The following is a 22,968-nucleotide window of genomic DNA, read 5'->3' on the forward strand; positions in this document are numbered from 1 at the left end:
CTCAGCGGGTGTGCGCTTCGAACTGCAGGCTGAACACCGCCTTGGTCGGCTTCGGCATGGTCGGGTGGACCCTCCACCCGACGGACGCCTTGGCGAGGCACTTCTCGATCTTGCCGATCGAGAGGGTCGACCAGTTGACGCGGGCGAGCACGGCCTTGCCGGTCTCGTCGAAGTGGACCTGGAACTGCATGACGCCGGCGAGCTCGGGGTCCTTGACCAGCGCATCCTCGTAGCAGGCGCGCCAGGGGCCGGACCGCTTGCGCGCGTACTCCCGCAGCTGCTGCGATTCGATGCCGCCCTCGCCGGTCATCGCCGGCGCGTCGATGTGGAGCTGGGCGATGATCCGGCTCCTCGCCTGCTCCTCGGCGGTCGGCGGCGGCAGGCCCTGGGTGGCGGTGAGGGTGACCTGAGAGACAGGTCCCTTCTTGGGCTCGGGCTTCTCGGGGTGCACGCCGCCGCCGCGCTCGGTCTCGGCGAGCTCGAGGCCGCCGAAGTGCTTGCTCGTGCGCGGCGGCCCGCCGGTGGCCTGGGCCCACCACGCGTCGTCCTGGGGGCCGCCCTTGTAGGCGCGCTGGCCGTTCTTCATGTTGACGGTGAAGTCCTCGACGGCGTTGACGAAGCCGGGGTCACCGAGGTGGCCGGCGACGCGGTCGTAGTCGAAGCTGCGATCGAAGCGCGAGCCGACCTTGGAGGGCCGGCGGGCGAACGCGGCCGCCGAGCTCGGGGCGACGAGGCCGGTGGTCTCGTCGGCGACGAAGGCGGGCGCGGGCTCGGGCTCGGGCTCGGGCGCTCGCGCGGGCGCGGGCTGGCTGCGCGGGACAGCGACGCGCGGCGCTGCGACCGGCGGCGGAGGCGGAGGCGGCGGGGTCGACTCCGAGGGCGGCGGCGTGGGGCTGATGTAGCGGGTGACGAGCTCGATCTGCGCCTCGCGGTCGAGCTCGAGCGGCGCCGCCGGGGCGCGCTCGAGCCAGAACATCCAGCCGCCGAGCAAGAGCGCGGCGCCGATGTGGCTGAGCCACGCGAGGCGGTCGAACGCGAGCGGGTTGTGCGGCGCGTCGGCGGGCGGGACCTGGGAGATCTCGAAGGTCAGGTCGCCGAGCTCGAGGACGGCGCGGGCGCCCGCGGGCAGGGCGATCGAGCGGCGGCCCTGGGCGACCGCCTCGGCGAGGTCGAGCGGGCCGGGGCCGTCGACGGTGCCGCGCACGCCGGGCGGGAGGCCGAGGACGAAGCCCTGCTCGAGGGCGATGATCAGCGGGACGCCGGCTTCGGGCGCGCCGGCGACGGCGACGGTGAGATCGACCCCGGGGGCCTCGCCGATGGTGTAGCGGGCGCGCGGACGGTCGCGCCAGCGGACCAGGCCGAGGACCAGCGGGACCAGGCCGAGAGCGACGAGACAGGCGCCGAGGCCGGCGCCGAGGCCCGCGGTGGGGCAGGGCGGGAGCTCGCACTGCCCCGTGGCCGCGGCCTGGGCGACGGCGCGCAGGGCCAGGGCGAAGCCGAGCAGCAGGAGGACCGCGCCGGCCCCGAAATAGGCCGCCGGGGCGACGGCCGGCGCCTCGGACCAGCGGACGTGCTGGATGTCGACGACGCGGCCGCGATAACGGGCGACGACCTCGGCGACGGGCGGGACGATAGGGGTCACGCTGGGGGCGGTCACGCAGAGGGAGTGTCACGTCCGGGGGACCCGAAAGTTCCCGACCAAGTGAGATTCACGACGAGCCCGGGCGTGTGAAACCAAGCGGTGTTCGGCCGGGTCGGCGCGCGAGCGCTTCCGGAGATGTCCGTAAGAGCATGTCCGATCGAGCATCGGCGGAAGCGGAGGTCGTGAGGCAGCGGCGATCGGTGGCCATCCCTGGCGCGCGTCCGGCTCGGGCAAGCTGGCGTCATGCGCGTTCGTGTGGGTGCGTCCTTGTTGTGGATCGTGGCGTGTGGTGGCGGCGGTGGGGGCACGAGCGCGTCGACGGCGACCGGGGAGGCGACGAGCACGAGCACGGGCGCGGACGGGACGACGAGCGGCTCCGCCGCGACGACCGAGGCGCCGACGAGCACGACGACGGCGACGCCGACCTCGACGACGACGACGACGGGCACCACCGGCGAGGAGGCGGGCTGGCGCAGCGAGCTGTACCCGGAGGACTGGACGCCCGGGTTCACGGGGCCGGAGGGGCGCTTCCTCCACGACTTCTCGTACGCGGGCTACCACCTCGCGGGCGAGGAGCCCGGCAGCGTGGTGCCGGCGATCACGATCGACGCGGTGCGCGACCACGGGGCCGACCCGACGGGCACGAGCGACGCGACCGCGGCGCTGCAGGCGGCGATCGACGCGGCGGCGCAGGCCGGGGGCGCGGTGGTGCGGCTGCCGGAGGGGCTCTACCGGGTCGACGGCCGGCTGACGGTCACGAGCTCGAACACGGTGATCGCCGGCGCGGGGGCCGAGCACAGCCGGCTGTGGTTCACTGCCTTTTCGGACATGTCCTTCGAGGCACACCTGACGTTCGCCGGCGCGCCGCAGCTGGGGGCCGACGTGCCGCTGGTGGCCGACGGCCAGCCGCGCGCGCGCACCGTGACGGTGGCCGACGTGGGGACGCTGAAGGTCGGCGACGAGGTCGCGATCGGCTGGCAGATCTCCCCGGCGTTCGTCGCAGAGCACGGCATGACCGGGACGTGGATGGCGTTCAACGACACCTGGCAGGTGTTCTTCTGGCGCACGATCACGGCGATCGACGCCGGCAGCGGGACGATCGAGCTCGACGTGCCGCTGCGCTACCCGGCGCTGGTGCGCGACCAGGCGAGCGTGCGCGCGGTGACGGGGCTGCTGCACGAGGTCGCGCTGACGGACGTCGGGGTCGCCAACGCCGTCGGCTGGGAGGACGCGTGGTCGCAGGACCAGGTGTACGCGGTGGCGATGGTCGGCGTGCGCGACGCGTGGGTCGCGGGCGTGAAGTCGTTCGTGTCACCGGGCGCGCCGACCGAGGGCAAGGGCGCCGGACGGCACCTGCAGTCGGGGGGGCTGACGATCCAGCGCAGCGCGCGGGTGACGGTGATGGACTCGACCATGGAGCTGGCGCAGCACCGCGGCGAGGGCGGCAACGGCTACCTGTTCGAGGTGATGCAGAGCGGCGAGGTGCTGGTGCGCGACTGCGTGGCCCGGGCGGGGCGGCACAACTTCGTGCAGAACTGGGGCTTCGGCGCGACGGGGATCGTGTGGCTGCGGGTGCGCAGCTCGGAGGGCAGGGCGATCGCGCTGATGAGCAGCGAGCTCGGGCCGGTCGGGCTGTCGGAGTTCCACCACTCGCTGGCGACGGCCAACCTGCTCGACCAGAGCGTGGTCGACGACGGCTGGGGCGCGGTCAACCGCCTGGCGTGGTCGAGCGGCGCCGGACACAGCGCGACGCAATCGGCGGTGTGGAACGCCGACGGCATCGGGGCGGTGCGCTCGCGCCAGTTCGGCCACGGCTACGTGATCGGCGTCGGGCCGCAGCTGCGGGTCGAGACCAGCCTCGACGAGCCCGACGCCGAGGGCACGATGCCCGAGGACTGGGTCGAGGGGCCGGGCAAGGTCGGGCCGCTCGAGCCGCCGTCGCTCTACGAGGACCAGCTGGCGCGCCGCCTCGGCCGCTGAGCGCGGCGTGACGAGGGGCAGGTCCATCGGGACATGCGCGAACGGGCATGAGGACATGCCCGTTCGGGAAGGTTCGCGGCGACGCCGGCCGCGGCGCTCAGTTGCCGGCCGAGGCGGAGGCGCTGGCCTTGACCTTGACCTTGCCGCTGCCGCCGCTGTCGCCCTGGATCTTGCCGGTGTCGACGACCTCGCCGGTCTTCAGCGGGAACACCGGCGGGGTGTTGGGATCGCAGTCGGGCGGGGGGCCGAAGCCGTCGGCGCTGAAGTCCCACTCGAGGTCGCCGGAGCCCTTGGGGTTCTTGCTGTTGGCGACGATCCGCACGGTGTGGGTGCCCTTGCGCGCGGGGGTGCAGTACGACAGCAGGTAGAAGCGCTTGGTGTGCCTCTCGATGCGGTCGGCGACCTTCTCGAAGGCCGCCTTGACGCCGGTCTGCTCGGTGGCGAGCTCGGTGCCGTCGCGGCCGATGTCGCCGAGGCCGGCCTTCTTGATCTCCGCGCCGACGCCGATCGCGTAGATCTCGTAGTCCTTGTACTGCTCCTTGAGCAGCTCGCCCTTCATGTCCTCGCGGCTGAAGCGGGCGGCGCGGTCGGTGCCGTCGGTGAACACGACGAGGGTGCCGAACTTGAGCGGCTTCTTCTCCTTGTCGAGCGACTTCTTGAGCTCCTTGAGGCCCTCCATGACCGCGCCGTGCAGGTTGGTCGAGGGGTCCTTGGGCTTGTAGGTCCGCAGGCCGTCGAGGCCGCCGGACACGGCGCCCTCCGACTCGGTGAAGGGCGTCACCGAGTGGAGCTCCTTCTCGCCGTCGAACGCGTAGACGCCGACCTTCTGGGTCTTGCCGACGCGGTCGGTGAACAGCTGGGCGGCGTCGACCAGCTGATCCGCCGAGCCCGACTCCGACACCGAACCGCTGACGTCGAGCAGCAGCATGGTGTACATGACCGCCGCGACCTCGGGGTTCTGGATGACCTGCTTGCTCTCGTAGGTCGAGACCAGGTCACCGTCCTCGTAGATCTGGAAGTCCTCGGCCTGCAGGCCGGCGACCGGCTCGTCGCCCTGCTCGACGGTGAAGAACACCCACACGTTGTTGGGCTTCTTCTGCGCCGAATTCAGGCGGGTCAGCGTCAGCGAGGTGCAGGCGATCAGCGGTACGGACAGAGCTGCGCCGAGAGCGAAGCTGCGGCCCATCCGGCGCGGATCGAACAGTCGAGAGAACGCGCGGCGAATGCGCACTGCGAGGGGCGTGACGGGCGGCACGGCCCCAATTCGTCCGACCGACCACCGCTTGTCAATCGCCTAAACGCCCGCCGCCGCTACCGCCACACCCTGAGGCGCAATTTCGCGCGATTGGGCACGAGGTCTTGGAATTCACGCGCCGGGGTCGCGAGGGCGGCCTGTCCCGAAGGACCTTGTCGCGAGGACAGCTAGTTGAAGGCGCACGGTTGTTCTTCGCACTCCTCGAGGTTGTCGCCGCTCCACGGCGAGACGCTGGGCGCGACCCGATAGGGGGCGCTGTCCCCGGCGCTCATCGCCAGCGGAATGTTCGGGTGCTCCTTGTGCTCGGGGGGTTGGTGGGTCTCGTTGTGATCACGCATGGGGTCCTCTGTGGGAACGAGTGAGGCGCCGTGAACCAGGGGCATGTACTGCTCACGGCGAGGTGCAATCGCGCTGCGTGCGCCGCGCATAATTCTGCAAGGGTGCTCGTAGACGCGTCGTGGCGAGGCTGGCGGCGGCTGCGGTGGCTGCGCGAAGGGCGCCGTTCATCGACTGCGCAAGACGCGGCGTCCCCTGGGGGCTCGGCACACCTCGCGATCGCACTCGACGCCGCCCTGAATCGGGCGAGCAGGAGGCGATGCCGACGCATCGCGAGCATGGCGAGAGCGCGGTCATGGGCGGGCCAGAGAGACGTAGGTGCCGTCCTCGCCGAAGCCGACGATGTCGGCGAGGTCGTCGCCGTCGACGTCGGCCATCACGCGCGGGTGCTTGTCGACGCGCCACTCACCGGCGTGGTAGCCGAAGCTCTCGACCCCCGGCTGCGGCCAGGCGTAGCTGCCCGCGGTGGCCAGCGAGACCACGACGCCGTAGGTGCCGAAGCCGACGATGTCGGGCCGCCGGTCGCCGTCGACGTCGGCGAGCAGGCGCGGGTGGCGATCGATGCGCCACTTGCCGTCGCAGCCGAAGTTGGCCAGCCACAGGCTCGGCGAGCGGAAGCCGGTGGCCTGCGACAGGGACACGAACACGCCGGCGTTGCCGAAGCCGACGACGTCGTGGCGGCCGTCGGCGTCGACGTCGGCGACCGTGCGGATGTGGCGATAGGACCGCCAGTCGCCGGCGTCGTGGCCGAAGGCGTCGACCCACAGCTCGGGGGAGGTGAAGCCGGTGCCGGTCGAGAGCGAGACGTGGACGCCGTCGTTGCCGAAGCCGACGATGTCGCTGCGCCCGTCGCCGTCGACGTCGGCCAGCAGGCGCGGGTTGCGATCGACGCGCCAGGAACCGACCTCCTCGGCGAAGGCGTCGATCCACAGCTCGGGCGGGGTGAAGCTCGAGCCGGTCGAGCGCGAGACGTAGACGCCGTAGTCGCCGAAGCCGACGACGTCGGGCAGCTCGTCGCCGTCGACGTCGGCGAGGCTGCGGACGTGGCGAGCGACGCGCCAGTCGCCGGCGTCGTAGCCGTAGTTGGCGACCCACAATTCGCCGGGGTAGAGCCCGGCGCCGTACGAGCGCGCGACGAAGGTGCCGGCGTCGCCGAAGCCGACGACGTCGACGAGGCCGTCGCCGTCGACGTCGGCGAGCAACCGCGGGTGCCGGTCGACGCGCCACTGCCCCGCCTCGTAGCCGAACTCGGCCGCCCACAGCGACGGGACGAGGAAGCGCCCGCCGGTCGAGAGCGCCACGCGCACGCCGTCGTCGCCGAAGCCGACGACGTCCTGGCGACCGTCGCCGTCGACGTCGCCCATCAGCCGCACGTGTCGATCGGTGCGCCAGTGGCCGGCGGAGTAGCCGTAGTCGTCGATCCACAGCGTCGGCGGTGCGAATCCGGCGGCGGCCGTGGTCGCCGCGGCGAAGGCCGAGGCGCCGGTGAGCGGACCGAAGATCCGGGACGTGATCATGCTTCGCCTCCTCGCAGTCGCGCGCGAGTCACCCGCAGCGACGCGGGTGTCGGGCGCGCGAGCCACCCTCCGCGCGCCGAGAAACCGCGGCGATCGTGACGGCGAAGACGCGCCGGCGCAACGCGGCCGCCACGCCGTGGGACCGCGACGGTCGGGCTCGTGTCTGCGAGCGGGGCGCGGGGGGACGCGGCGAGTCGCCGGGGGCGTGGCGATCTCGCATCGTCGAGGACGCCCGGCGGACCTCGGGAAGATGCATGCGCCGGGCAAGCCGACCGGGCGGGGGGCGCCGAGAAACTCGTGGGAGGTGCGAGCGGCGAGGCGGGCGCCGGCGGGGGCGAGCACGGCAAAAGGACCAGCGAGCACGGCGCCGCGGGGCGAACGGCGAGTCGGTGGCGCGCGTCGAGGCGACCGCCCACGACGGGGCGGTTCGAAACGCGGCCGAACAGGACACGCCCCGCTCGTGGCAGACGAGCCGTGTGCGAGTGATTCGGCGGTGCGCGACAGGACCATGGTGTCGAGGATGTCGCAGGTTGGTGGGCGAGCCAAACGGCGGCGAATTGTGCTTTCTCGCCAACTGCATTTGGGTCCGACGTATGGCCGTCGGGGTGAGGCAATCTGGCTTGAGGGACACCACGCAAGATTGCGTCGGCGCCTCACACCGATGAGGGGTGAATTTCGCGGAGCGGTGCGTTGCCGCGGCTTCCGAGCGCGTGCTAGACACTCACACGATTCGCTGAGTCACGCCATTTTGGTGTGGTCGCGGTGTCGAGCCTGTGCAGTTCGGAGGTCTCATGTCCATGTATCCGCGTATCGCTCTGCTGTTTGCCGTCGGCTGCGTCTCCCCGGACGCCGACGCCGGCGACGAATCCGAGGGCCGCGACGGCCAGACGGACGGTGGGGCTGCGGGCGAGGTTTCGTCTGCCGAGGCTTCGTCTTCGTCGACGGAGGCGCCGGTGCACGCCGGCTGGCCGCAGGGGGACAAGTCGGGCGCGAACGTCGGGGCGGTGTATGTGTATTGAGGAGACGTGCGGGCCCGGGGGCGCGCGGATGGCGGGCGTTGACAGGCGGCCGGCGGCTTGCGATGGCAGGGTTCGTGGCGGTCGCACGCGCCCTCGCCGAGTTGCCGGTCGCCTGGGCGCTGGTGCGAGCGCTGACGGCGACCGCGGGCGCGGCCGCGATGCGCCGCGCGTTGCCGGTCTACGCGGGGCTGCTGGCGGTCGCCGGGCTGTTGTTCGGCGGCAACGGGCTGTCGACCGAGACGGTGGTGGCGGGCGCCGCCGAATCCATGCCGGCGCGGGCCCTGCTGTGGACCGCATGGTTGGTCGCGCTGACGCCGACGCTGGCGGCGCTGTGGCAGACGAAGGCGAGCCTGTGGCTGCGCTCGTTGCCGGTGCCGCGGGCGTGGCACCTGGCGACGCTGCTCGGCTTCTCGGCGCTGGCCGAGTCGCTGTGGGCGCTCGGTTGGGGCCTCGGCGGCGGGCCGCTCGTGGCCGTGGGGGCCCTCGGCGGGGCGCTGGCGGGGCACGGCGTCATGCTGGCTCGACCGCCCGGATGGCAGGGGGCGCTGGCGGTGGCGGCGACGGTCGCAGGGCTGGTGTCGGCGCCACCGATCGTCCTGGCCGTGGCGACCTGGCCGGTCGCGATGGTGACGCTGCGCGCGGCCTGGCTGGCCGCTCCGACCCGCTCAGCGGGGGTTCGCGGGTTCGCGCGGGGGCTGCCGGGGCCGTGGATGCTCGCCTCTGCGCTGGTGCGCAGCGCGGCGCGAGGCCAGGCGACGACGCTGGCCCGCGGAGCGCTGATGTTGGCGCTGGCGACGGCGGCCGCGTGGCTGGCCGCGCGCACGAATCAGGTGAGCGACCCGCGCGGGCTGCAGATCTACCTGTGCGGCTTCATGGTGCCGGCGGCGCTGGCGGCCGGCTCGGCGGCGAGCGGGCCGATCTTGCAGTGCGAGCGATCGGCGCTGTGGCTGCTGACGATGGCCGGGGCGTCGGCGCGGACGCGGCTGGCGGCGCTGGCGCTGGCGCTGGCGTGGCTGGGCGGCGGCTTCGGAGCCGGGTGCGGAGCGGCGCTCGCGGCCACGAAGAACGGCGCAGCCGCGCCGCGCCTGGTGCTGGCCGGGGCCCTGGCGGCCGGCAGCCTGGCGGTGGGCGCGGGGCTGGCGGCGCGCTGGGCCGAGCGCTTCGGGACGCGCGGTCCGGGGCGCCTGATCCTGGCGCTGCTGCTGTCCGCGGCGCTGGCGCTGGCCGGGCTGGTGTGGTTCGAAGCGGGGGCGGTGATCGTCTGGGCGATCGCGGTGGTCCTGATATGGTTCATCGGACATGCCCGATCAATCACCTTGAAGCGAGCGACAGGAGGTGCGGCGGCGGTGCTCGAGATGATCGGGGTGCGCAAGCGGCTGGGGACGCGGATCGTGCTCGAGGCGATCGACCTGCGCTGTGGGCCGGGCGAGGTGACGCTGCTGCTCGGCGAGAACGGGGCCGGGAAGTCGACGCTGCTGCGGATCGCGGCCGGACTGGTCGAACCGGACCGCGGGACGGTGCGGGTGGCCGGAGCGGCGCTGGACGGGGGCAGTGCTGCAGGGCGGCGGGGCCTGGGCTACGCGCCGGACACGGCGGACGCGTTCCCGGAGCTGGGGGTGCGGGAGCTGCTGACGCTGGTGGCGGCGCTCAAGCAGGCGTCACCGCCCAGCCCGGAGCTGTGCGCGCGCCTGGGGCTCGGGCCGGTGATGGACCAGCGCATGCGCACCTTGTCTTTCGGTCAGGTGAAGCGCACGTACCTGGCCGCGGTGACGATCGGGGGGCCGCCGCTGTGGGTGCTCGACGAGCCGAGCAACGGGCTCGACCCCGAGGGCGGGGCGCTGGTGGCCGCGCTGCTGCGCGAGCACGCGGAGGGCGGCGGGGCCGCGCTGGTGGCGACCAACGACGCGCGCTTCGTGGCGCTGTGCCCCGGGCGTACGGTGCGGCTGGCGGCGGGGACGCTGCGCGAGGAGCTGCGCGCGGAGGGGTGAATCGTGGCGGTCTGGGGTCGCCGCGGAATCCCGACCGGCGAGGTCGAACCAGCGGGTCGGGATGCGACTGGTACCTCGGCGAAGAATCCGGTGAGCCTTCCATGTCCCGGTCGAGCCGGGGCGGCGGAGGCTCTGCCGTGCCGCTCGTGCGCGTCGTGCGATGCCGCGGCCGGGGCGAGACGGCGCGGTCACGCGGCGAGGGCGGGGAGGCGATACCAGGCGACGGCGTTGTCCCACAGGGCCTGGCGCGCCAGCTCGGGGCCGAGGGCGTCGCGCAGGAGGTCGATGTCGGCGGCGGTGAACGGGCGCGGGGCGCGGGTGCAAGGCAGGTCGGTGCCGAACATCAGCGCATCGGGAGCGATGGCGGCGATCTGGCGCAGGACGGGGGCGACTTCGAAGTCGACGCGGCCGAAGCCGGTGGCCTTGACGCGCACGCCGTGCTCGACGAGCCGGAGCAATGCGGGCAGGCCGGCGCGCGAGAGGCCGAGGTGATCGATGCTGACCCGCGGCAATGCCCGCAGTCGCGGGACGAGCTCGGGCAGCGCGGTGGAATCGACGTAGAGCTCGACGTGCCAGCCGGCGAGGTCGTGGACGCGGCGGGCCAGCGGTTCCAGGTCGGCGAGCTCCGCGGAGCCGCCGCGGCGCAGGTTGAAGCGCACGGCCCTCACGCCCGCGGCGTGCAGGCGCAGGACCTCGGCGTCGCTCGCGTCGGCCGGCAGTTGCGTGACGCCGACGTAGCCCGGGCCGAGGCGGGCCAGCGCGTCCTCGAGGTAGGTCTGGTCGAAGGCCTGGAACGAGCCGGACACGACGGCGCCGCCGCAAATGCCGAGAGATGTCGCCTGGGACATGTACTCACGGACCGGGAACGGCTCGGGCAGCCAGCCGTGATTTTCGACCAGCGGGAAGCGCGGGTCGATGACGTGGAGGTGGGCGTCGAAGATCATGAGACAGCGTGGCGGTGGCGGCGGCACTCCTCGCGTAGCACGGCCAGGGCGAGGTCGCCGGGGTATTCGACGGTCAACCCGGCCAGCACCTGCTCGGCCTCGGCCATCCGCCACTCCGCCATCGCCCGCACGGCGGTCACCACGGCGTCACGGGTGGCCCGCTTGTCGGCGCGCAGGGCGGGCGCGTCGGCGCTGAAGACCTCGAAGACCGCGGCCGGGCGCCGCTTGCCGGCGGTGCGGCTGACGCCGAGGGGACGGGCGTCGCCGGCGAGCTCGGGCGGGAGGCGAGCGTGCACCGCCTCGGTGACCAGCAGGGCGACGTCGAAGCGCCGCGTGAGCCGCTCGACGTGGGCGGCGAGCTGCACGGTCTCGGCGACGACGGTGCTCTGCATGCGGCCGTCGGCGCCGACGAGGCCGAAAGTGACGGGGCCGAGGTGGACGCCGATGCCGACGTCGACGCCGAGGTCGCGCGCGCGGGCGATGATCGCCAGGCCGGCGCGCACGGCGTGGACGGGGGAGTCGGGGAACACGGCGATGAGGCCGTCGCCGAGGTACTTGTCGACGACGCCGCGCTGCTCGTCGATCGGCGGGACGATGGCGGCGAAGAAGCGGTTGAGCGCGGCGAAGGTGTCGCGGGTGGTCTGCCGCTCGGCGCGGTCGGTGAAGCCGCGCTGGTCGACGACGAGCACGGTCATCTCGCGCTCGACCTGGTCGCCGAGGACGGCCTCGGCGGCGTCGGAGCGGCCGAGCAGGGCCAACAGCCGCTCCGGTACGAAGCGGGCGCAGGCGGCCGCCAACACTCGCTCGCGCCGGTGGAGCTCGGCGATCGCAACCAAATCGCGGTACGAACGGAGGGCGCCGAGGACGGTGGTGGCGAGCCGGCGGGCGGTGAGCTCGGTCTTGTCGCGATAATCGTGGATGTCATAATCGGACATGACCTTGTGTTCAGGTGCGAGCCCGGGCTGGCCAGTGCGCAGGACGATCCGGACATGCGAGTCGCCGAGGTCGTGGCGGATCCACCGCGCCAGCTCGAGGCCGGCGTGGTCGGACTCCATGACGACGTCGAGCATGACGACGCCGATGTCGCGCTCGGCCGCGAGGGCGTCGCGGGCGGCTGCTGCGCTGTGCAGCGAGCGAAGGGCGACGGGCCGACCGTCCACGGCGAGGCCGGCGAGGGCGAGGCGAGTGATGTCGTGGACCTCCTGGTCGTCGTCGACGACGAGGATCTTCCACGGCTGCGCGCTCACGGGTACCGGGACGGGCTCGTCGTCGGCGGGGAATTGGACCAGGTCGTCGTCGTGAGGGGTCATAGGCTTTTTAAAATGGTAAGTGTGGGGAGTGGGCGAAGACGGTGGTACTCGTCGTCGTCGGTCACGGGTCTCCGGGGCGGGCGGGGAAGCGGACGATGACGGTGGTGCCGCGCTCGGGGGCCGAACGGGCGACGATCGTGCCGCGCAGGAGGTCGGTGACGAGGTTGTGGACGATGTAGAGGCCGAGCCCGCTGCCGCCGCGGTCGCGCGCGGTGCTGAAGAAGGGCTCGTAGATCCGCGGCAATGTCGAGGCCGTCATGCCGACGCCGTCGTCGCGGCAGCCGAGCTCGATCTGGTCGCCGGCGACCTGATCGACCCACAGGACGACGGTGCCCACCCGGCCCGAGGGGAAGGCGTGACTCAGGGCGTTGTGCACGAGGTTGGTGACGATCTGCGCCAGGGCGGCGGGGAACACGGCGGCGGTCGGATCGCGGCGGACCTCGACGCTGACGCGGTGCGGCGAGCCGGCCGACAGCGGGCTCAGGCTGGCGACGACGGCGCCCACATATGTCCCCACGGAAATGTCCTGGCGGACCTTCTCGGAGCTGTCGACGGCGACCTGCTTGACGCCGATGACGAGGCCGGCGGCGCGGCGCAGGTTGAGGAGGGCCATGTCGGCGGCGGCGAGCGCCTGCTCCAGATGGTGGCGCATGTCGCGTTGGCGCAGGATCCCGGCCTCGAAGGAGGCCTGGAGCTCCTGCAGGCGGTCCTGGGTGAGGCTGGCGGCGGTGACGGCGACGCCGAGGGGGTTGCCGATCTCGAGGGCGATGCCGTCGACGAGACCGCCGAGCGCGGCCAGCTTCTCCTTGCGCAGCAGCTCCTCGCGCGTGGCGTCGAGGGCGGCCCGCAGACGCTCGGCGCGGCGCCGCTCGGTGACGTCGCGCAGCGACAGCCATAGACCGGCGAACCGATGGCGCGGCAGGGCGAGCGGTCGCGCGGCGAACTCGAGCCAGCGGCCGCGGTGCTGCAGCTCGCGGCCGAGCGCGCTGCGACCGGCGAGGTAGTCGCGCAGCACCACCAGCGAGTCGTCGATCAGCAGGTCGACGAGCGCGGCGCCGCGCAGGGCGTCCTCGCTCAGCGGGATGTTGCGGGTCGAGCGGAGGTCGAGCAGGCGGAAGAACGAAGGGTTGTACTCGAGCAGGCGGCCGTCGCCGCCGAGCACGGCGATGCCCTCGGCCGATTGATGCACGACCTCGCGCCACAGCTCGCGGCTGTGCGCCAGCTCGGACACGAGGTTGCCGGCGCCGCCGAGATCCTCGATGAAGGCGAGCCAGCCGACGTCGGTGCGCCTGAGCAAGAGGCGCGTCAGGACCTCGCGCGCGCCGAGACGAAGGGCGATCGTGAGGTCGATGTTGTCGGCGTCGCTGTGGCTGATGAGTTCGTCGAAGCGGAGGATCCCGCGACGATCGCGGACGCTGAACAGGGCATCGAGAGGGCGGCCGAGGACCTCGCCGGCGCGGTCGCCGGCGATCGCGGCGAAGCCGGCGTCGAAGCAGCGAATGACGAGGCGCGGGTCGAGCTCGAGCCGCCCGAGGTGCGGCGCGCTCGGCGAGGGCACATGGCGCGAGGGACAGCGGTGAGTGTCGGGCGGGGTCATGCTCCGGCGTCGGCGGGGAAGCGAATCGTGAAAGCGGAGGGGGGTGGGGTCATGCTCCGGCGGCGGGGAAGCGGATCGTGAAGCGGAGGTGGGGCGGGGTCATGCTTCGGCGACGGCAGGGAATGCGGATCGTGAAGCGGAGGTGGGGCGGGGTCATGCTCCGGCGTCGGATCGTGAAGCGGAGGTGTTGGGGGTCATGCTCCGGGGTCGGCGGGGAAGCGGATCGTGAAGCGGGCGCCGCGTCCCGGCTCGGATTCGGTGTCTATCGTGCCGCACAGCAGCTCGGTCACGAGGTTGTGGACGATGTGGAGGCCGAGGCCGCTGCCGCCGCTGCCGCGCGCGGTGGTGAAGAAGGGCTCGTAGATCCGCCGCAACAGCCGGGGCGGGATGCCGACGCCGTCGTCGGCGCAGCCGAGCTCGACGCGGCCGTCGTCGGCGCGGGCGATCGACAGGGTGACCGTTCCGACATGTCCTTCGGGGAATGCATGTACGAGGGCGTTCTGCAGCAGGTTGGTGACGATCTGGGCCAATGCGCCGGGGTAGGTGTCGACGAGGACGGCGGCGCGGACGTCGACGTCCACCCGGTGCGGCCCCCGGCGGTACAGGGGGGCCAGGCTGGCGACCAATTCGCAGAGGTGGGGGCCGAGAGCGACGCGGCGGCGCGACTCGCTGCTCTGGTCGACGGCGAGCTGCTTGAAGCCGGTGACGAGGCCGGCGGCGCGCTGGAGGTTGCCGAGGGCCATGCCGCCGGCCTCGCCAGCGCGGGCGAGGCCGTCCCGCAGGTCTCGCTGGCGCAGGCCGCCGGCCGCGAAGGCGTGGCTGAGCTCGTCGACGCAGTCCTGCATGAGCGAGACGGCGGTGATGGCGACGCCGAGCGGGGTGTTGATCTCGTGGGCGACGCCGGCGACGAGGCCGCCGAGCGCGGCCAGCTTCTCCCGCCGCAGCAGCTCGCGCTGGGCGGTGTCGACGACCTCGTGCAGCTTGCGGGCGTAGGTGTCGGCGGTGAGGAAGGCGGCCTCGAAGCAGGCGGCGTCGACGCGGCGCAGGATGTCGAAGGCGAGCTGATGCGGCACGCTGTCGCGGGCGAGGATCGGCTCGAGCGCGCGGTGAAAGGCGAAGAAGCCGCGCAGCAGCGTCGATATGCGGAACCGCAGGTTTGAGCGCAGGGTGGTGACGCGCTCGATGAAGGCGTCGCGCGGGCGCGGGTCACCAGCCAGCAGCAGCGCGGCATAAGTCCGCACGCTCTCGGCCACCAGCGCCCGCGTCTCGCTCGCCGGCCGCCCGGCGAGGTCGACCGCGGCCACCTCGCGCACCCACGCGGTGCCGGTCTCGATGATCGCCTCCTCGTGGGCCGCGAGCAGCCGGCGCAAGGTCAACATCGATTCGTCCATACCGAGCGCGGCGAGGATAATCCCGGGCCCCCGGCTGAACAAGAGGCCGTCACGGCGGCTGATATCGCGACACCGTGAATGAGCGATCGCGAAGAACGGTGTATTCGAACCTTCGACAGCCGCGACAAAGATTCGCTGGGGTCCGGCGGCGACGCTCGGGGGCCGGCTCGCCGACGCCGCGAATGTGCTGATGTCAGAGATTGATGATTGGCAGGACGGCCCGGTCGCGGCCGCAAGTCGATTCACATCATGAACTGTATGTAGTAGAGGGTGTGATTTGATGTCCGAAGGGACAGGTGGTGGGCGGCGGAGGGCGGAGTGCCGACGGGCGCTGGCGCGAGGGGCGAGGCTCGGCGGCGGACGCGTGGGAGGTCGGCGCGCACCCGGCGTGGCCGCGAGCAAGAGTCTGCCGGCGGGGGCGGTCGGCGGCGATCTCCCCGTGCGGGTCGCGCCCAGGGACCGGGGGGTTACGTGGGCGAGAGTCAAGGGGCGGCGCGGCGACGTTCGCCGGGCGCGGGGCTCGCGGAGCGGCGCTCGCCGGGGAGGCCTGGATCGCGGGCGCAGACCCGGGCGGACGCGGTCGGGGCCGATTTGCGCGTGAGCGGACGCGCGATAGCGCCGCGGACCGGAAATCTCTTATGCTGCCGGCCATGAGCCCGGGCGAGCATGACCGCACCGTATTGCCGCGACGGTGCCCGACGTGCGGCGAGCACTTCCCGCTCGATTACAAGGTCTGCCCGCGGCACGCGGTCGAGCTGGTGGCGGTCGATTCGAACAGCGACGATCCGTACATCGGCTCGACGCTGGCCGAGAAGTACCACATCGAGGCGGTGATCGGCGACGGCGGCATGGGCCGGGTGTACGAGGCGAAGCACCTCCGTCTGCCGGGCCGCACGGTGGCGGTGAAGATCCTGCACCGGGTGCTGGCGAGCGACAGCGAGGTGGTGTCTCGCTTCCGCCGCGAGGCCGAGATCGCGGGGACGATCGAACACCCGAACGTCGTGCAGATCCACGATGTCGACCAAACCCTCGACGGGACGCCGTTCATCGTGTGCGAGCGGCTGGTCGGCGAGGACCTCGGACAACACCTCGACCGCGTCGGCCGCATCGGCGTGCGCGAGACGGTCCACATCCTCCGCCAGGCCGCGGCGGTGCTGACGGTCGCCCACTCGCGCGGGGTCATCCACCGCGACCTCAAGCCGACCAACCTGTTCCTCGTCGGCGACCCGGCCCAGCCGACGGTCAAGCTGATCGACTTCGGCATCGCCAAGCTACATGACCCGAAGGCCAGCCAAACGCAGACCGGCATGATCATGGGCACGCCGGCCTACATGGCCCCGGAGCAGGCGCGCGGGTCGAAGGTCGACGGGCGCGCCGACCTCTACGCGCTCGGCGCGATCGCGTACCGCTGCGTGACCGGGCGGCCTCCGTTCGACCACGACGACTCGGCGGCGGCGCTGCACGCGGTGCTGACGTCGGAGCCGCCGCGGCCGCGCGCGATCTTCCGCGACCTGCCGGAGGCGTTCGAGATGGTGCTGCAGCGGGCGATGGCGCGCGAGCCGGCGCAGCGCTACGCGACCCTCGAGGAGTTCGATGCGGCGCTGGCAGGCTTCGTCGCCCCGACCGAGGCGATCGCCGTGCGCGCGTCGAGCTCGCTGGCCGCCCGCACGGCGACCGACATCGACGAGCTGTCGGCGGTGGCGCGGCGCGCCCGGCCGGAGATCGCGGCCTACTCGGGCATCGGCGCGGCGATCCTGATCGGCGGGCTGGCCGACGTGCTGGCGCTGATCTTCTCGGCGTCGTCGCTGGCCGGCGGCCTCGCGGTGGTCGCGGCGATCGGCGTGGCGGCCACCCCGGGCTACCTCTACGTGCGCTACCTGCAGCGCGAGGTGTGGAGCAACAGCCCGCGCGCGGTGGCCTGGGCCCGCTCGCTCGGCGCGATGGTCAGCGCCGGTGGCATGGTCTACGCGGCCACGTTCCTGGGCCTGCGCCTGCTCGACCTGTCCTTGGGGTCAGGCGACGGCCCGGGCGGCTGGGGCCGCATCCCGCCGTGGGTGCTCGCCCTCGCGGCCGCCGGCGCGGTCTGGCACCTGCGCCAGAACGCGCGGTCGACCCGCGAAGAGGCCGCTCTGTCGATCTCGGTGTTCTGACCTCGGTGTTCTGGCGCCGCCGGCCGCGCGAACGCGCTGGCGGGATTTCCGCCGAACCGACCGCGGGCGCCTTAAATTGACGCGCAGCACAGGTTTGCGCGGGCGTCGCGGGCGCCGCTTCGACGCGCGGCGCGGCGGTGCTCACACTCCAGAACCCATGGCAGAGGCGCGCGCGACCGACTTCGTGGACCCGCAAGCCCGGGCCTTCTACGTCCAGACGATGGCGGCGCTGACGGCGGCGCAGGTGCCGTTCATGGTGGGGGGAGCCTACGCATTCGCCCGCTACACGGGGATCGAGCGTCACACGAAGGACCTCGACATCTTCGTGCTGCCCGACGACGCCCGCCGCACGCTCGAGGTGCTGGCGGCGGAGGGCTTCACCTGCGACCTGACGTTCCCGCACTGGCTCGGCAAGGCCCACTGCGGCGAGGACTTCGTCGACGTCATCTTCAGCTCGGGCAACGCGGTCGCGCGGGTCGACACGCAATGGTTCCGGCACGCGCGCCACGACGTGGTGCTCGACCAGGAGGTGCTGCTGGTCCCGCCGGAGGAGATGGTGTGGAGCAAGGCGTTCATCATGGAGCGCGAGCGCTTCGACGGCGCCGACGTGGCCCACGTGCTGCGCTCCTGCGCCGACGAGATCGACTGGTCCCGCCTGGTCCGCCGCTTCGGCGACCACTTCCGCGTGCTGCTCTCGCACCTGATCCTGTTCGGCTTCATCTACCCCGGCGAACAGAGCAAGATCCCCGGCCCGGTGATGGTCCACCTGCTCGACCGCCTGCGCCGCGACAACTACGTCCACACGAGCATGTGCAAGGGGACATTGCTCTCGAGACAGCAATACTTGACCGACATCGACCGCTGGGAGCTGGCCGACGCGCGGCTGGAGGAGCGGTGGATGTCCCGCGAGGACATCGCCCACTGGACAGCAGCGATCGACAAGCACGGCAGGTGAACGATGGATGTGGCGGCGACGGGCACGACGGTCAAAATCGCGGCGGTGAGCGATCTGCACTGCACCAAACACTCACACGGAGCGCTGGCGCCGCTGCTGGCCCAGGCGGCCCAGGCGGCCGACGTCATCGTGATGTGCGGCGACCTGACCGACTACGGGCTGGTCGAGGAGGCCCACGTGCTGGCGCGCGAGCTCCACGGCCTGCGCGCGACGATCGTGGCGGTGCTCGGCAACCACGACTACGAGTCCGGCCACGAGACGGAGGTGAAGGAGATCCTCTCGAACGCCGGGGTGAGCGTGCTCGACGGCGAGTCGGTCGAGGTCCACGGGGTCGGGATCGCCGGCATCAAGGGCTTCTGCGGCGGCTTCGGCCGCTACTCGCTCGGCCCGTGGGGCGAGGCCGGGACCAAGGCGTTCGTCCGCGAGACGCTCGACGAGGCGCTCAAGCTCGAGTCGGCGCTGGCCCGCCTGCGCACGCCGCAACGGCTGGCGCTGCTCCACTACTCGCCGATCCGCGCGACCGTCGAGGGCGAACCGCTCGAGATCTTCCCGTTCCTCGGCTCGAGCCGCCTCGAGGAGCCGCTGATGCGCTACCCGGTGACGGCGGTGATCCACGGCCATGCGCACAAGGGCTGTCCCGAGGGACAGATGAGCAACGGGGTGCCGGTCTACAACGTGGCGCTGCCGCTGATGCGCCGGCTCCACCCCGAGGGGCCGCACTTCCGGCTGATCGAGCTGACGGCCGGGCCGGCGGACTGACGCGCCGCCGCGTCATTGGTGCGGGCGAATCGCTTGCTCGCGCTCGCCATGTCGTCGCAACTCTCTGTCAGTGACCGGTGAGAGCGCAGGCGATCAAGCAGACGCGGGGCGGGCGGCGTTGACGGCGAGCAGGCGGTCGAACAGCTCGGCGGCCACGGGCGCGCCGGCGAGCTGCTGCGTCCACGGCGGGAGCTGCAGGTCGGTCCATTCGTAGGCGGCGAGCACGGCGCGGTCGAGGGCCTCGTGCGCGGCGCGGAGGTCGGCGAGCCGGGGCTCGCGGGGGTCGCGGAGGGCGTTGTACAGGGCGGTGAGCGAGCGCGGCGCGGCGGCCAGCGCGGCGGCCCTGGCGGCGAGCAGGCGCTCGCCCAGCGCGGCGAGGCGCGGGTGCTCGACGCGCGGGCCGGGGCTCGGGAACGGGAAGGTGGCGAAGCAGTCGGCGATCGAGTAGCGCAGGTCGGTCTTCATCGAGGAGGCCAGGCGGCGGGCCCAGACCTCGTGGACTCGCGATTGCAAGACGGCGAACAGGCTGAGCGGCGCGGGGGTGGCGTAGACGTAGGCGGTATGACTATAGACATAGCCGGTGGGGACGAGGTCGAACACGAGGTGCTTGCCGACCTGCGAATTGACGACGCAGCGCTCCAGGCCCCGCAGCGCGGCGTACAGGCCGGGCGCGACCTCGCCGAAGCGCCACCAGTAGCGGCGGCGGAACTCGCGGGCGTTGCGCTCGCGCTCGGGCTGGACCCGCGCGCGCACGATCGCCAGGAGGTCGGGGTGCGCCTCGGCCTCGGCCAGGCTGCACGCGCCGAAGTTGATCACGTGGCGCCGCGGACCGCCGCCCCGCAGGATGTCGTCGCCGCCGAGGTACGGGAAGATCCGCCGCGCGTTGTGAGGATCGCGGGCGACCAGCGCGGCTCGCTCGCCGACGGTCAGGAGAAAGCCCTGGCCGTAGATCTTGCTGCCGGCGAAGCCGATCCGGCGGTTGTCGGCCAGCGGTCGCGGATCGGGCAGCTCGCGCCCGGGCTGCAAGTGCGAGGAGACGGCGGCGACGGTGCGCGTGCGGTGCGAGGGCGGTGACTCCTCGGATGTCCCGGGGGACAGGTCACCGGCCGGCTCGTGGAGCAGGCACGGACCGGCGGCCGCAGCGGCGGCGCCGCGGGCGAGGTGCACGATCGCCACCGTGACGGCGGCGCTCTCCGGCCAGGGCAAGTCGCGCGTGACCTCGTAGAGCAGGTGGCCGCGCGCGAGCAGGGCCTGCAGGCCGGTGATGCGGGTGTCGCCCTGGCCGATCGTGTTGGTGGCGATGAAGCCGATCGTGCCGCTGGCGGCCAGGAGGCCGTCGACGCGGCGGAGGAAGTGGGCGCACAGGTCGGCGTTGCCGTGGCTCCCCGGGTGGAGGGCGAGCAGCCAGGCGAGGTAGGCGTCGCCGAAGGCGCCGGAGATCTGGCTGCCGCCGAGGAAGGGCGGGTTGCCGACGAAGGCGTCGAACGGCCGCGAGAACGCGAGCGGCCAGTGCAGCGGCGGCGCGAGCGGGACGGGCACATGGAAGCGCGGGAATTCGTGATCGCCGCCGCCGCGCGCGAGCCAGGCCTCGACGACGAGCAGGCGGCGCCGGCGCTCGCGCTCGCGCTCGCGGTCTGTCTCTTGGGACAGAAACGCGCCGACGAGGAGATCGCCGAGCCGCGCGGCCAGCTCGGGGTCGCGGGCGACGGCGGCGGCGATCGCAGGCACGACGGGCCCGGGCTTCCAGTGAAAGGCGTCGAGGCCGTCGCGGTCGAGGCCGAGGAGGGCGTCGCCGTGGCGGACGGCGCGGGCGAGGAACTCGGGCGGCGGCTCACCTGTCCCGAAGAGCAGCCAGAGCGAGCGCCGGGCGAGGGCGACGGCGTGCGGGTCGGCGTCGACGCCGAAGAGGCAGCGCTCGACGACGAGACGACGGGCCAGGCGGTGCGGCTCGGGCGGGAGGTCGCCGGCGCGCGACCAGGCGGCGACGAGGTGCACGGCGAGGCGGCGGGCGACGGCGAGGAGGAACACGCCGCAGCCCATGGCGGGGTCGCAGATCTGCAGGCGGAGCAGCTGGTCGGGCGTCGGGTCGGGGCCGAGCGCGGCGAGGAGGGGCCGCAGCGCGGCGGCGACGACGACGTCGGCGAGGACGCGCGGGGTGTAGTAGGCGCCGGCGCGGCGGCGATCGGGAGATGGCTGAAAGACCAGGGCACCAGGGCGCGGCGAGGGGTCGCCGCGCGCGCGGGCGAGGATCCGGCGCGCTGCCGCCTCGTCGCTCACGCCGGCGAGCTCGCGGACGCACCGCCGGGCGGCCTCCCGCGCGAGGCCGAGGCCGCGCAGGTGATGAGCGCGCAGCGCCTCGGGCACCGCCAAGAGCCCGGGCAAGTTTATAAAAAAGGCGCGGCCCTGGAGGTCGCGCAGCGCGACGGCGTCGGCGTCGAGGCGGACGATCCGCCGCCCGGCGAGCGCGGCGTAGACCTCGCCGAGCGCCTCGATCGGCAGTGGGGACCGGTCCGAAAGGACAGGTGGGGGCGCGAGAGCGAAAGATGAGATGTCCCAAGGGACAGGCGGGTCGCGGACGGCCGGGGGCGCGGAGGCGGTGGGCGAGGCGCCGAAGGAGGACGTGGCCGAAGGGACAGGCGGATCGCGGGCGGCCGGAGCGGCGGGCGAGGAGATGCGGGTGGCCGAAGGGACAGGCGGATCGCGGGCGGCCGGAGCGGCGGAGGCGGGCGGCGCGGCGCCGAATGAGAAAGTGTCCGAGGGGACAGGCGACTCGCGGGTGGCAGCAGGAGCGGGCGAGGAGACGCGCGCGTCCGAAGGGACAGGGGGGGCGAGGGCGGCCGAAGTGGCAGACGCGGGCGGCGAGCGGATGTCCGAAGGGGCAGGTGGGTCGCGGGCGGCCGAAGAGGCAGTCGCGGGCGGCGAGCGGATGTCCGAAGGGGCAGGTGGGTCGCGGGCGGCCGAAGAGGCAGTCGCAGCCGACGAGCGAGTGGCCGAGAGGACAGGCGGGTCGCAGGCGACCGGCGCGACGGGGCGCGGTTCGGCGGCGGGTGCGAAGAGGCGAGTGTCCGAGAGGACAGGTGGGTCGCGGGCGGCGGCGGCCGAGGGGGCCCTGTTCAAGAAAGATGTCTGGAGGGACAGGTCTGAAGGGCCGGGCGGGCCGCGGGCCGCGGCTGACCGATCGGGCAGGTCATCCGCGGCAGGCTCGACGAACAGGGCCGCGGGCAGGGTCAGGAGCGCGTCGGTGAGCAGCGCGGCGTGGGCGGCCGCGCCGTCGTGTTCGGCGGCGCGGACGAGCTCGGGGCTCGGGTCGGCGAGGGCCGCGTCGAGGGCGGCGGCGATCTGCGCGACGAGGACGCGCGGCGCGGGCATGAGAGGCTCAGCCCCCGGCGGCCCGCTCCTCGGCGCGGAGGCGGCGCTCGAGCACGAAGGCGCCGAAGGGGACGACGCTGGCGATGAAGGCGCCGGCGATCTTCGACAGCGGCCAGCGCGCGGCGGTCGAGGCCGAGAGCAGGGCGAGGATGAACAGCACGAACAACAGGCCGTGCGCCCAGCCGACGTAGCGGACGGCCTCGGGGATCCCGGCGGCGTACTTGAGCGGCATGGCGATCCCCAGCAGCACGAGGAACGAGATGCCTTCGAGGAGGCTGACGAGGCGGAAGCGGCCGATCTCGGTGCTTAGCATCGGCGTGAAGCTAGCGCGTCCGGAACGGCGCGACCACCGTTTGTCGGGCTGCGACGATCCGCCGCGGGCTCACGGGCACACCACGGCGAACATCTCGCCGTCGCAGACCGCGAAGTCGTCCGGGATGCAGGTGCTCCCGAACAGCCACGCCTCCTGGGCGCCCTCGGGGCAGGCGAGCGTGAGGACCTGGCCGCAGTCGGTCGCCTCGATGCACGCGAGGAATTGCCAGGGGCCGAAGCACTCGTTCCGCGCGTCGGGCGGGCTGCCGCGGATCGCCGTGCATGCCGCGTCGGCGGTGCACGCCTCCTGGTCCAGCCCGTCGCACGGCCCGGCCGGGCCGGTGGTGCCCCCGGTGGAGGTCGTGGATGTCCCGGGGTCGGTGGTCGTGGTGGTCGTGCCCGGGTCGGTGCTGCTGGTGTCGAGGGTCGGGTTCGGGACGTGGG

General features: G+C 73.0%; 17 protein-coding genes. 6 read left to right on the top strand and 11 right to left on the bottom strand.

What is annotated here, in order from left to right:
• Position 1: 1 nt before the first annotated feature.
• Positions 2-1,642 (bottom strand): hypothetical protein, encoded by a 1,641-nt coding sequence (locus K7C98_RS32850; protein WP_224195785.1) that lies wholly within the window; start codon positions 1,640-1,642, stop codon positions 2-4.
• A gap of 243 nt (positions 1,643-1,885) precedes the next feature.
• Between K7C98_RS32850 and K7C98_RS32855 the strand changes: the two genes are divergently transcribed.
• Positions 1,886-3,622, top strand: a complete 1,737-nt coding sequence (locus K7C98_RS32855) for a glycosyl hydrolase family 28-related protein (RefSeq protein WP_224195786.1) — start codon at positions 1,886-1,888, stop codon at positions 3,620-3,622.
• A 97-nt stretch (positions 3,623-3,719) separates the two neighbouring features.
• Here the strand turns inward: K7C98_RS32855 and K7C98_RS32860 are convergent, their stop codons facing one another.
• The 3 genes from K7C98_RS32860 to K7C98_RS32870 all read right to left on the bottom strand — a co-directional run bounded on the left by K7C98_RS32860 (position 3,720) and on the right by K7C98_RS32870 (position 6,730).
• On the bottom strand, positions 3,720-4,808 hold the full coding sequence (locus K7C98_RS32860) for a VWA domain-containing protein (RefSeq protein WP_224195787.1): 1,089 nt from the start codon (positions 4,806-4,808) through the stop codon (positions 3,720-3,722).
• A 236-nt stretch (positions 4,809-5,044) separates the two neighbouring features.
• On the bottom strand, positions 5,045-5,215 hold the full coding sequence (locus tag K7C98_RS32865) for a hypothetical protein (RefSeq protein ID WP_224195788.1): 171 nt from the start codon (positions 5,213-5,215) through the stop codon (positions 5,045-5,047).
• Positions 5,216-5,506: 291 nt separating this feature from the next.
• Positions 5,507-6,730: an FG-GAP repeat domain-containing protein gene (locus K7C98_RS32870; protein WP_224195789.1), complete on the bottom strand. Its 1,224-nt coding sequence runs from the start codon at positions 6,728-6,730 to the stop codon at positions 5,507-5,509.
• A gap of 791 nt (positions 6,731-7,521) precedes the next feature.
• On the opposite strand from K7C98_RS32870, the gene K7C98_RS32875 reads away from it, so the two are divergent.
• Together K7C98_RS32875 and K7C98_RS45160 are read left to right on the top strand one after the other, a co-directional pair.
• A complete protein-coding gene (locus K7C98_RS32875; RefSeq protein WP_224195790.1) occupies positions 7,522-7,749 on the top strand; it encodes a hypothetical protein in 228 nt (75 codons plus the stop codon).
• Between the two features lie 74 nt (positions 7,750-7,823).
• Positions 7,824-9,737, top strand: a complete 1,914-nt coding sequence (locus K7C98_RS45160) for an ABC transporter ATP-binding protein (protein ID WP_224195791.1) — start codon at positions 7,824-7,826, stop codon at positions 9,735-9,737.
• 188 nt (positions 9,738-9,925) lie between these two features.
• On the opposite strand, the gene K7C98_RS32885 is transcribed toward K7C98_RS45160, so the two are convergent.
• The 4 genes from K7C98_RS32885 to K7C98_RS32900 form a co-directional block, all read right to left on the bottom strand.
• Positions 9,926-10,681: an amidohydrolase family protein gene (locus K7C98_RS32885; RefSeq protein WP_224195792.1), complete on the bottom strand. Its 756-nt coding sequence runs from the start codon at positions 10,679-10,681 to the stop codon at positions 9,926-9,928.
• Positions 10,678-11,991, bottom strand: coding sequence for an adenylate/guanylate cyclase domain-containing protein (locus tag K7C98_RS32890; protein WP_224195793.1), 1,314 nt, complete (start codon positions 11,989-11,991; stop codon positions 10,678-10,680). Before K7C98_RS32890 ends, K7C98_RS32885 begins: the two co-directional genes overlap by 4 nt.
• Before the next feature lie 61 nt (positions 11,992-12,052).
• The gene (locus K7C98_RS45165; protein WP_224195794.1) at positions 12,053-13,549 is read right to left on the bottom strand and encodes a PAS domain-containing sensor histidine kinase; all 1,497 of its coding nucleotides are present in this window, start codon (positions 13,547-13,549) and stop codon (positions 12,053-12,055) included.
• A gap of 233 nt (positions 13,550-13,782) precedes the next feature.
• Positions 13,783-14,967 carry a sensor histidine kinase gene (locus K7C98_RS32900; protein WP_224195795.1) on the bottom strand — a complete coding sequence of 395 codons (1,185 nt, stop codon included), beginning with the start codon at positions 14,965-14,967 and terminating at the stop codon, positions 13,783-13,785.
• A gap of 662 nt (positions 14,968-15,629) precedes the next feature.
• On the opposite strand from K7C98_RS32900, the gene K7C98_RS32905 reads away from it, so the two are divergent.
• From K7C98_RS32905 to K7C98_RS32915, 3 genes are all read left to right on the top strand, one after another.
• Complete coding sequence (locus tag K7C98_RS32905) at positions 15,630-17,129, top strand: serine/threonine-protein kinase (RefSeq protein ID WP_224195796.1); 1,500 nt, start codon at positions 15,630-15,632, stop codon at positions 17,127-17,129.
• Between the two features lie 157 nt (positions 17,130-17,286).
• Entirely contained in the window at positions 17,287-18,084 is a 798-nt protein-coding gene (locus tag K7C98_RS32910) for a nucleotidyltransferase family protein (protein ID WP_224195798.1), read from the top strand.
• A 3-nt stretch (positions 18,085-18,087) separates the two neighbouring features.
• Entirely contained in the window at positions 18,088-18,843 is a 756-nt protein-coding gene (locus K7C98_RS32915; RefSeq protein WP_224195799.1) for a metallophosphoesterase family protein, read from the top strand.
• Between the two features lie 93 nt (positions 18,844-18,936).
• On the opposite strand, the gene K7C98_RS32920 is transcribed toward K7C98_RS32915, so the two are convergent.
• From K7C98_RS32920 to K7C98_RS32930, 3 genes are all read right to left on the bottom strand, one after another.
• Positions 18,937-22,212, bottom strand: a complete 3,276-nt coding sequence (locus K7C98_RS32920) for a type IIL restriction-modification enzyme MmeI (protein WP_224195800.1) — start codon at positions 22,210-22,212, stop codon at positions 18,937-18,939.
• A gap of 7 nt (positions 22,213-22,219) precedes the next feature.
• The gene (locus tag K7C98_RS32925; protein WP_224195801.1) at positions 22,220-22,525 is read right to left on the bottom strand and encodes a DUF3817 domain-containing protein; all 306 of its coding nucleotides are present in this window, start codon (positions 22,523-22,525) and stop codon (positions 22,220-22,222) included.
• A gap of 69 nt (positions 22,526-22,594) precedes the next feature.
• Positions 22,595-22,968: hypothetical protein (locus tag K7C98_RS32930; protein WP_224195802.1), on the bottom strand; the 374-nt coding region annotated here is incomplete at its 5' end.

Origin of the sequence: Nannocystis pusilla (assembly GCF_020073745.1) — a bacterium.
Lineage (GTDB): Bacteria > Myxococcota_A > Polyangia > Nannocystales > Nannocystaceae > Nannocystis > Nannocystis radixulma.

What these genes read in the sequence shown, in the direction of transcription:
- K7C98_RS32900 (WP_224195795.1), bottom strand. Translation starts at nt 14,967, where the DNA reads ATGTTGACCTTGCGCCGGCTGCTCGCGGCCCACGAGGAGGCGATCATC.
- K7C98_RS32885 (WP_224195792.1), bottom strand. Translation starts at nt 10,681, where the DNA reads ATGATCTTCGACGCCCACCTCCACGTCATCGACCCGCGCTTCCCGCTG.
- K7C98_RS32905 (WP_224195796.1), top strand. Translation starts at nt 15,630, where the DNA reads ATGAGCCCGGGCGAGCATGACCGCACCGTATTGCCGCGACGGTGCCCG.
- K7C98_RS32860 (WP_224195787.1), bottom strand. Translation starts at nt 4,808, where the DNA reads ATGGGCCGCAGCTTCGCTCTCGGCGCAGCTCTGTCCGTACCGCTGATC.
- K7C98_RS32870 (WP_224195789.1), bottom strand. Translation starts at nt 6,730, where the DNA reads ATGATCACGTCCCGGATCTTCGGTCCGCTCACCGGCGCCTCGGCCTTC.
- K7C98_RS32875 (WP_224195790.1), top strand. Translation starts at nt 7,522, where the DNA reads ATGTCCATGTATCCGCGTATCGCTCTGCTGTTTGCCGTCGGCTGCGTC.
- K7C98_RS32915 (WP_224195799.1), top strand. Translation starts at nt 18,088, where the DNA reads ATGGATGTGGCGGCGACGGGCACGACGGTCAAAATCGCGGCGGTGAGC.
- K7C98_RS32920 (WP_224195800.1), bottom strand. Translation starts at nt 22,212, where the DNA reads ATGCCCGCGCCGCGCGTCCTCGTCGCGCAGATCGCCGCCGCCCTCGAC.
- K7C98_RS32865 (WP_224195788.1), bottom strand. Translation starts at nt 5,215, where the DNA reads ATGCGTGATCACAACGAGACCCACCAACCCCCCGAGCACAAGGAGCAC.
- K7C98_RS32890 (WP_224195793.1), bottom strand. Translation starts at nt 11,991, where the DNA reads ATGACCCCTCACGACGACGACCTGGTCCAATTCCCCGCCGACGACGAG.
- K7C98_RS32855 (WP_224195786.1), top strand. Translation starts at nt 1,886, where the DNA reads ATGCGCGTTCGTGTGGGTGCGTCCTTGTTGTGGATCGTGGCGTGTGGT.
- K7C98_RS32925 (WP_224195801.1), bottom strand. Translation starts at nt 22,525, where the DNA reads ATGCTAAGCACCGAGATCGGCCGCTTCCGCCTCGTCAGCCTCCTCGAA.
- K7C98_RS32910 (WP_224195798.1), top strand. Translation starts at nt 17,287, where the DNA reads ATGGCAGAGGCGCGCGCGACCGACTTCGTGGACCCGCAAGCCCGGGCC.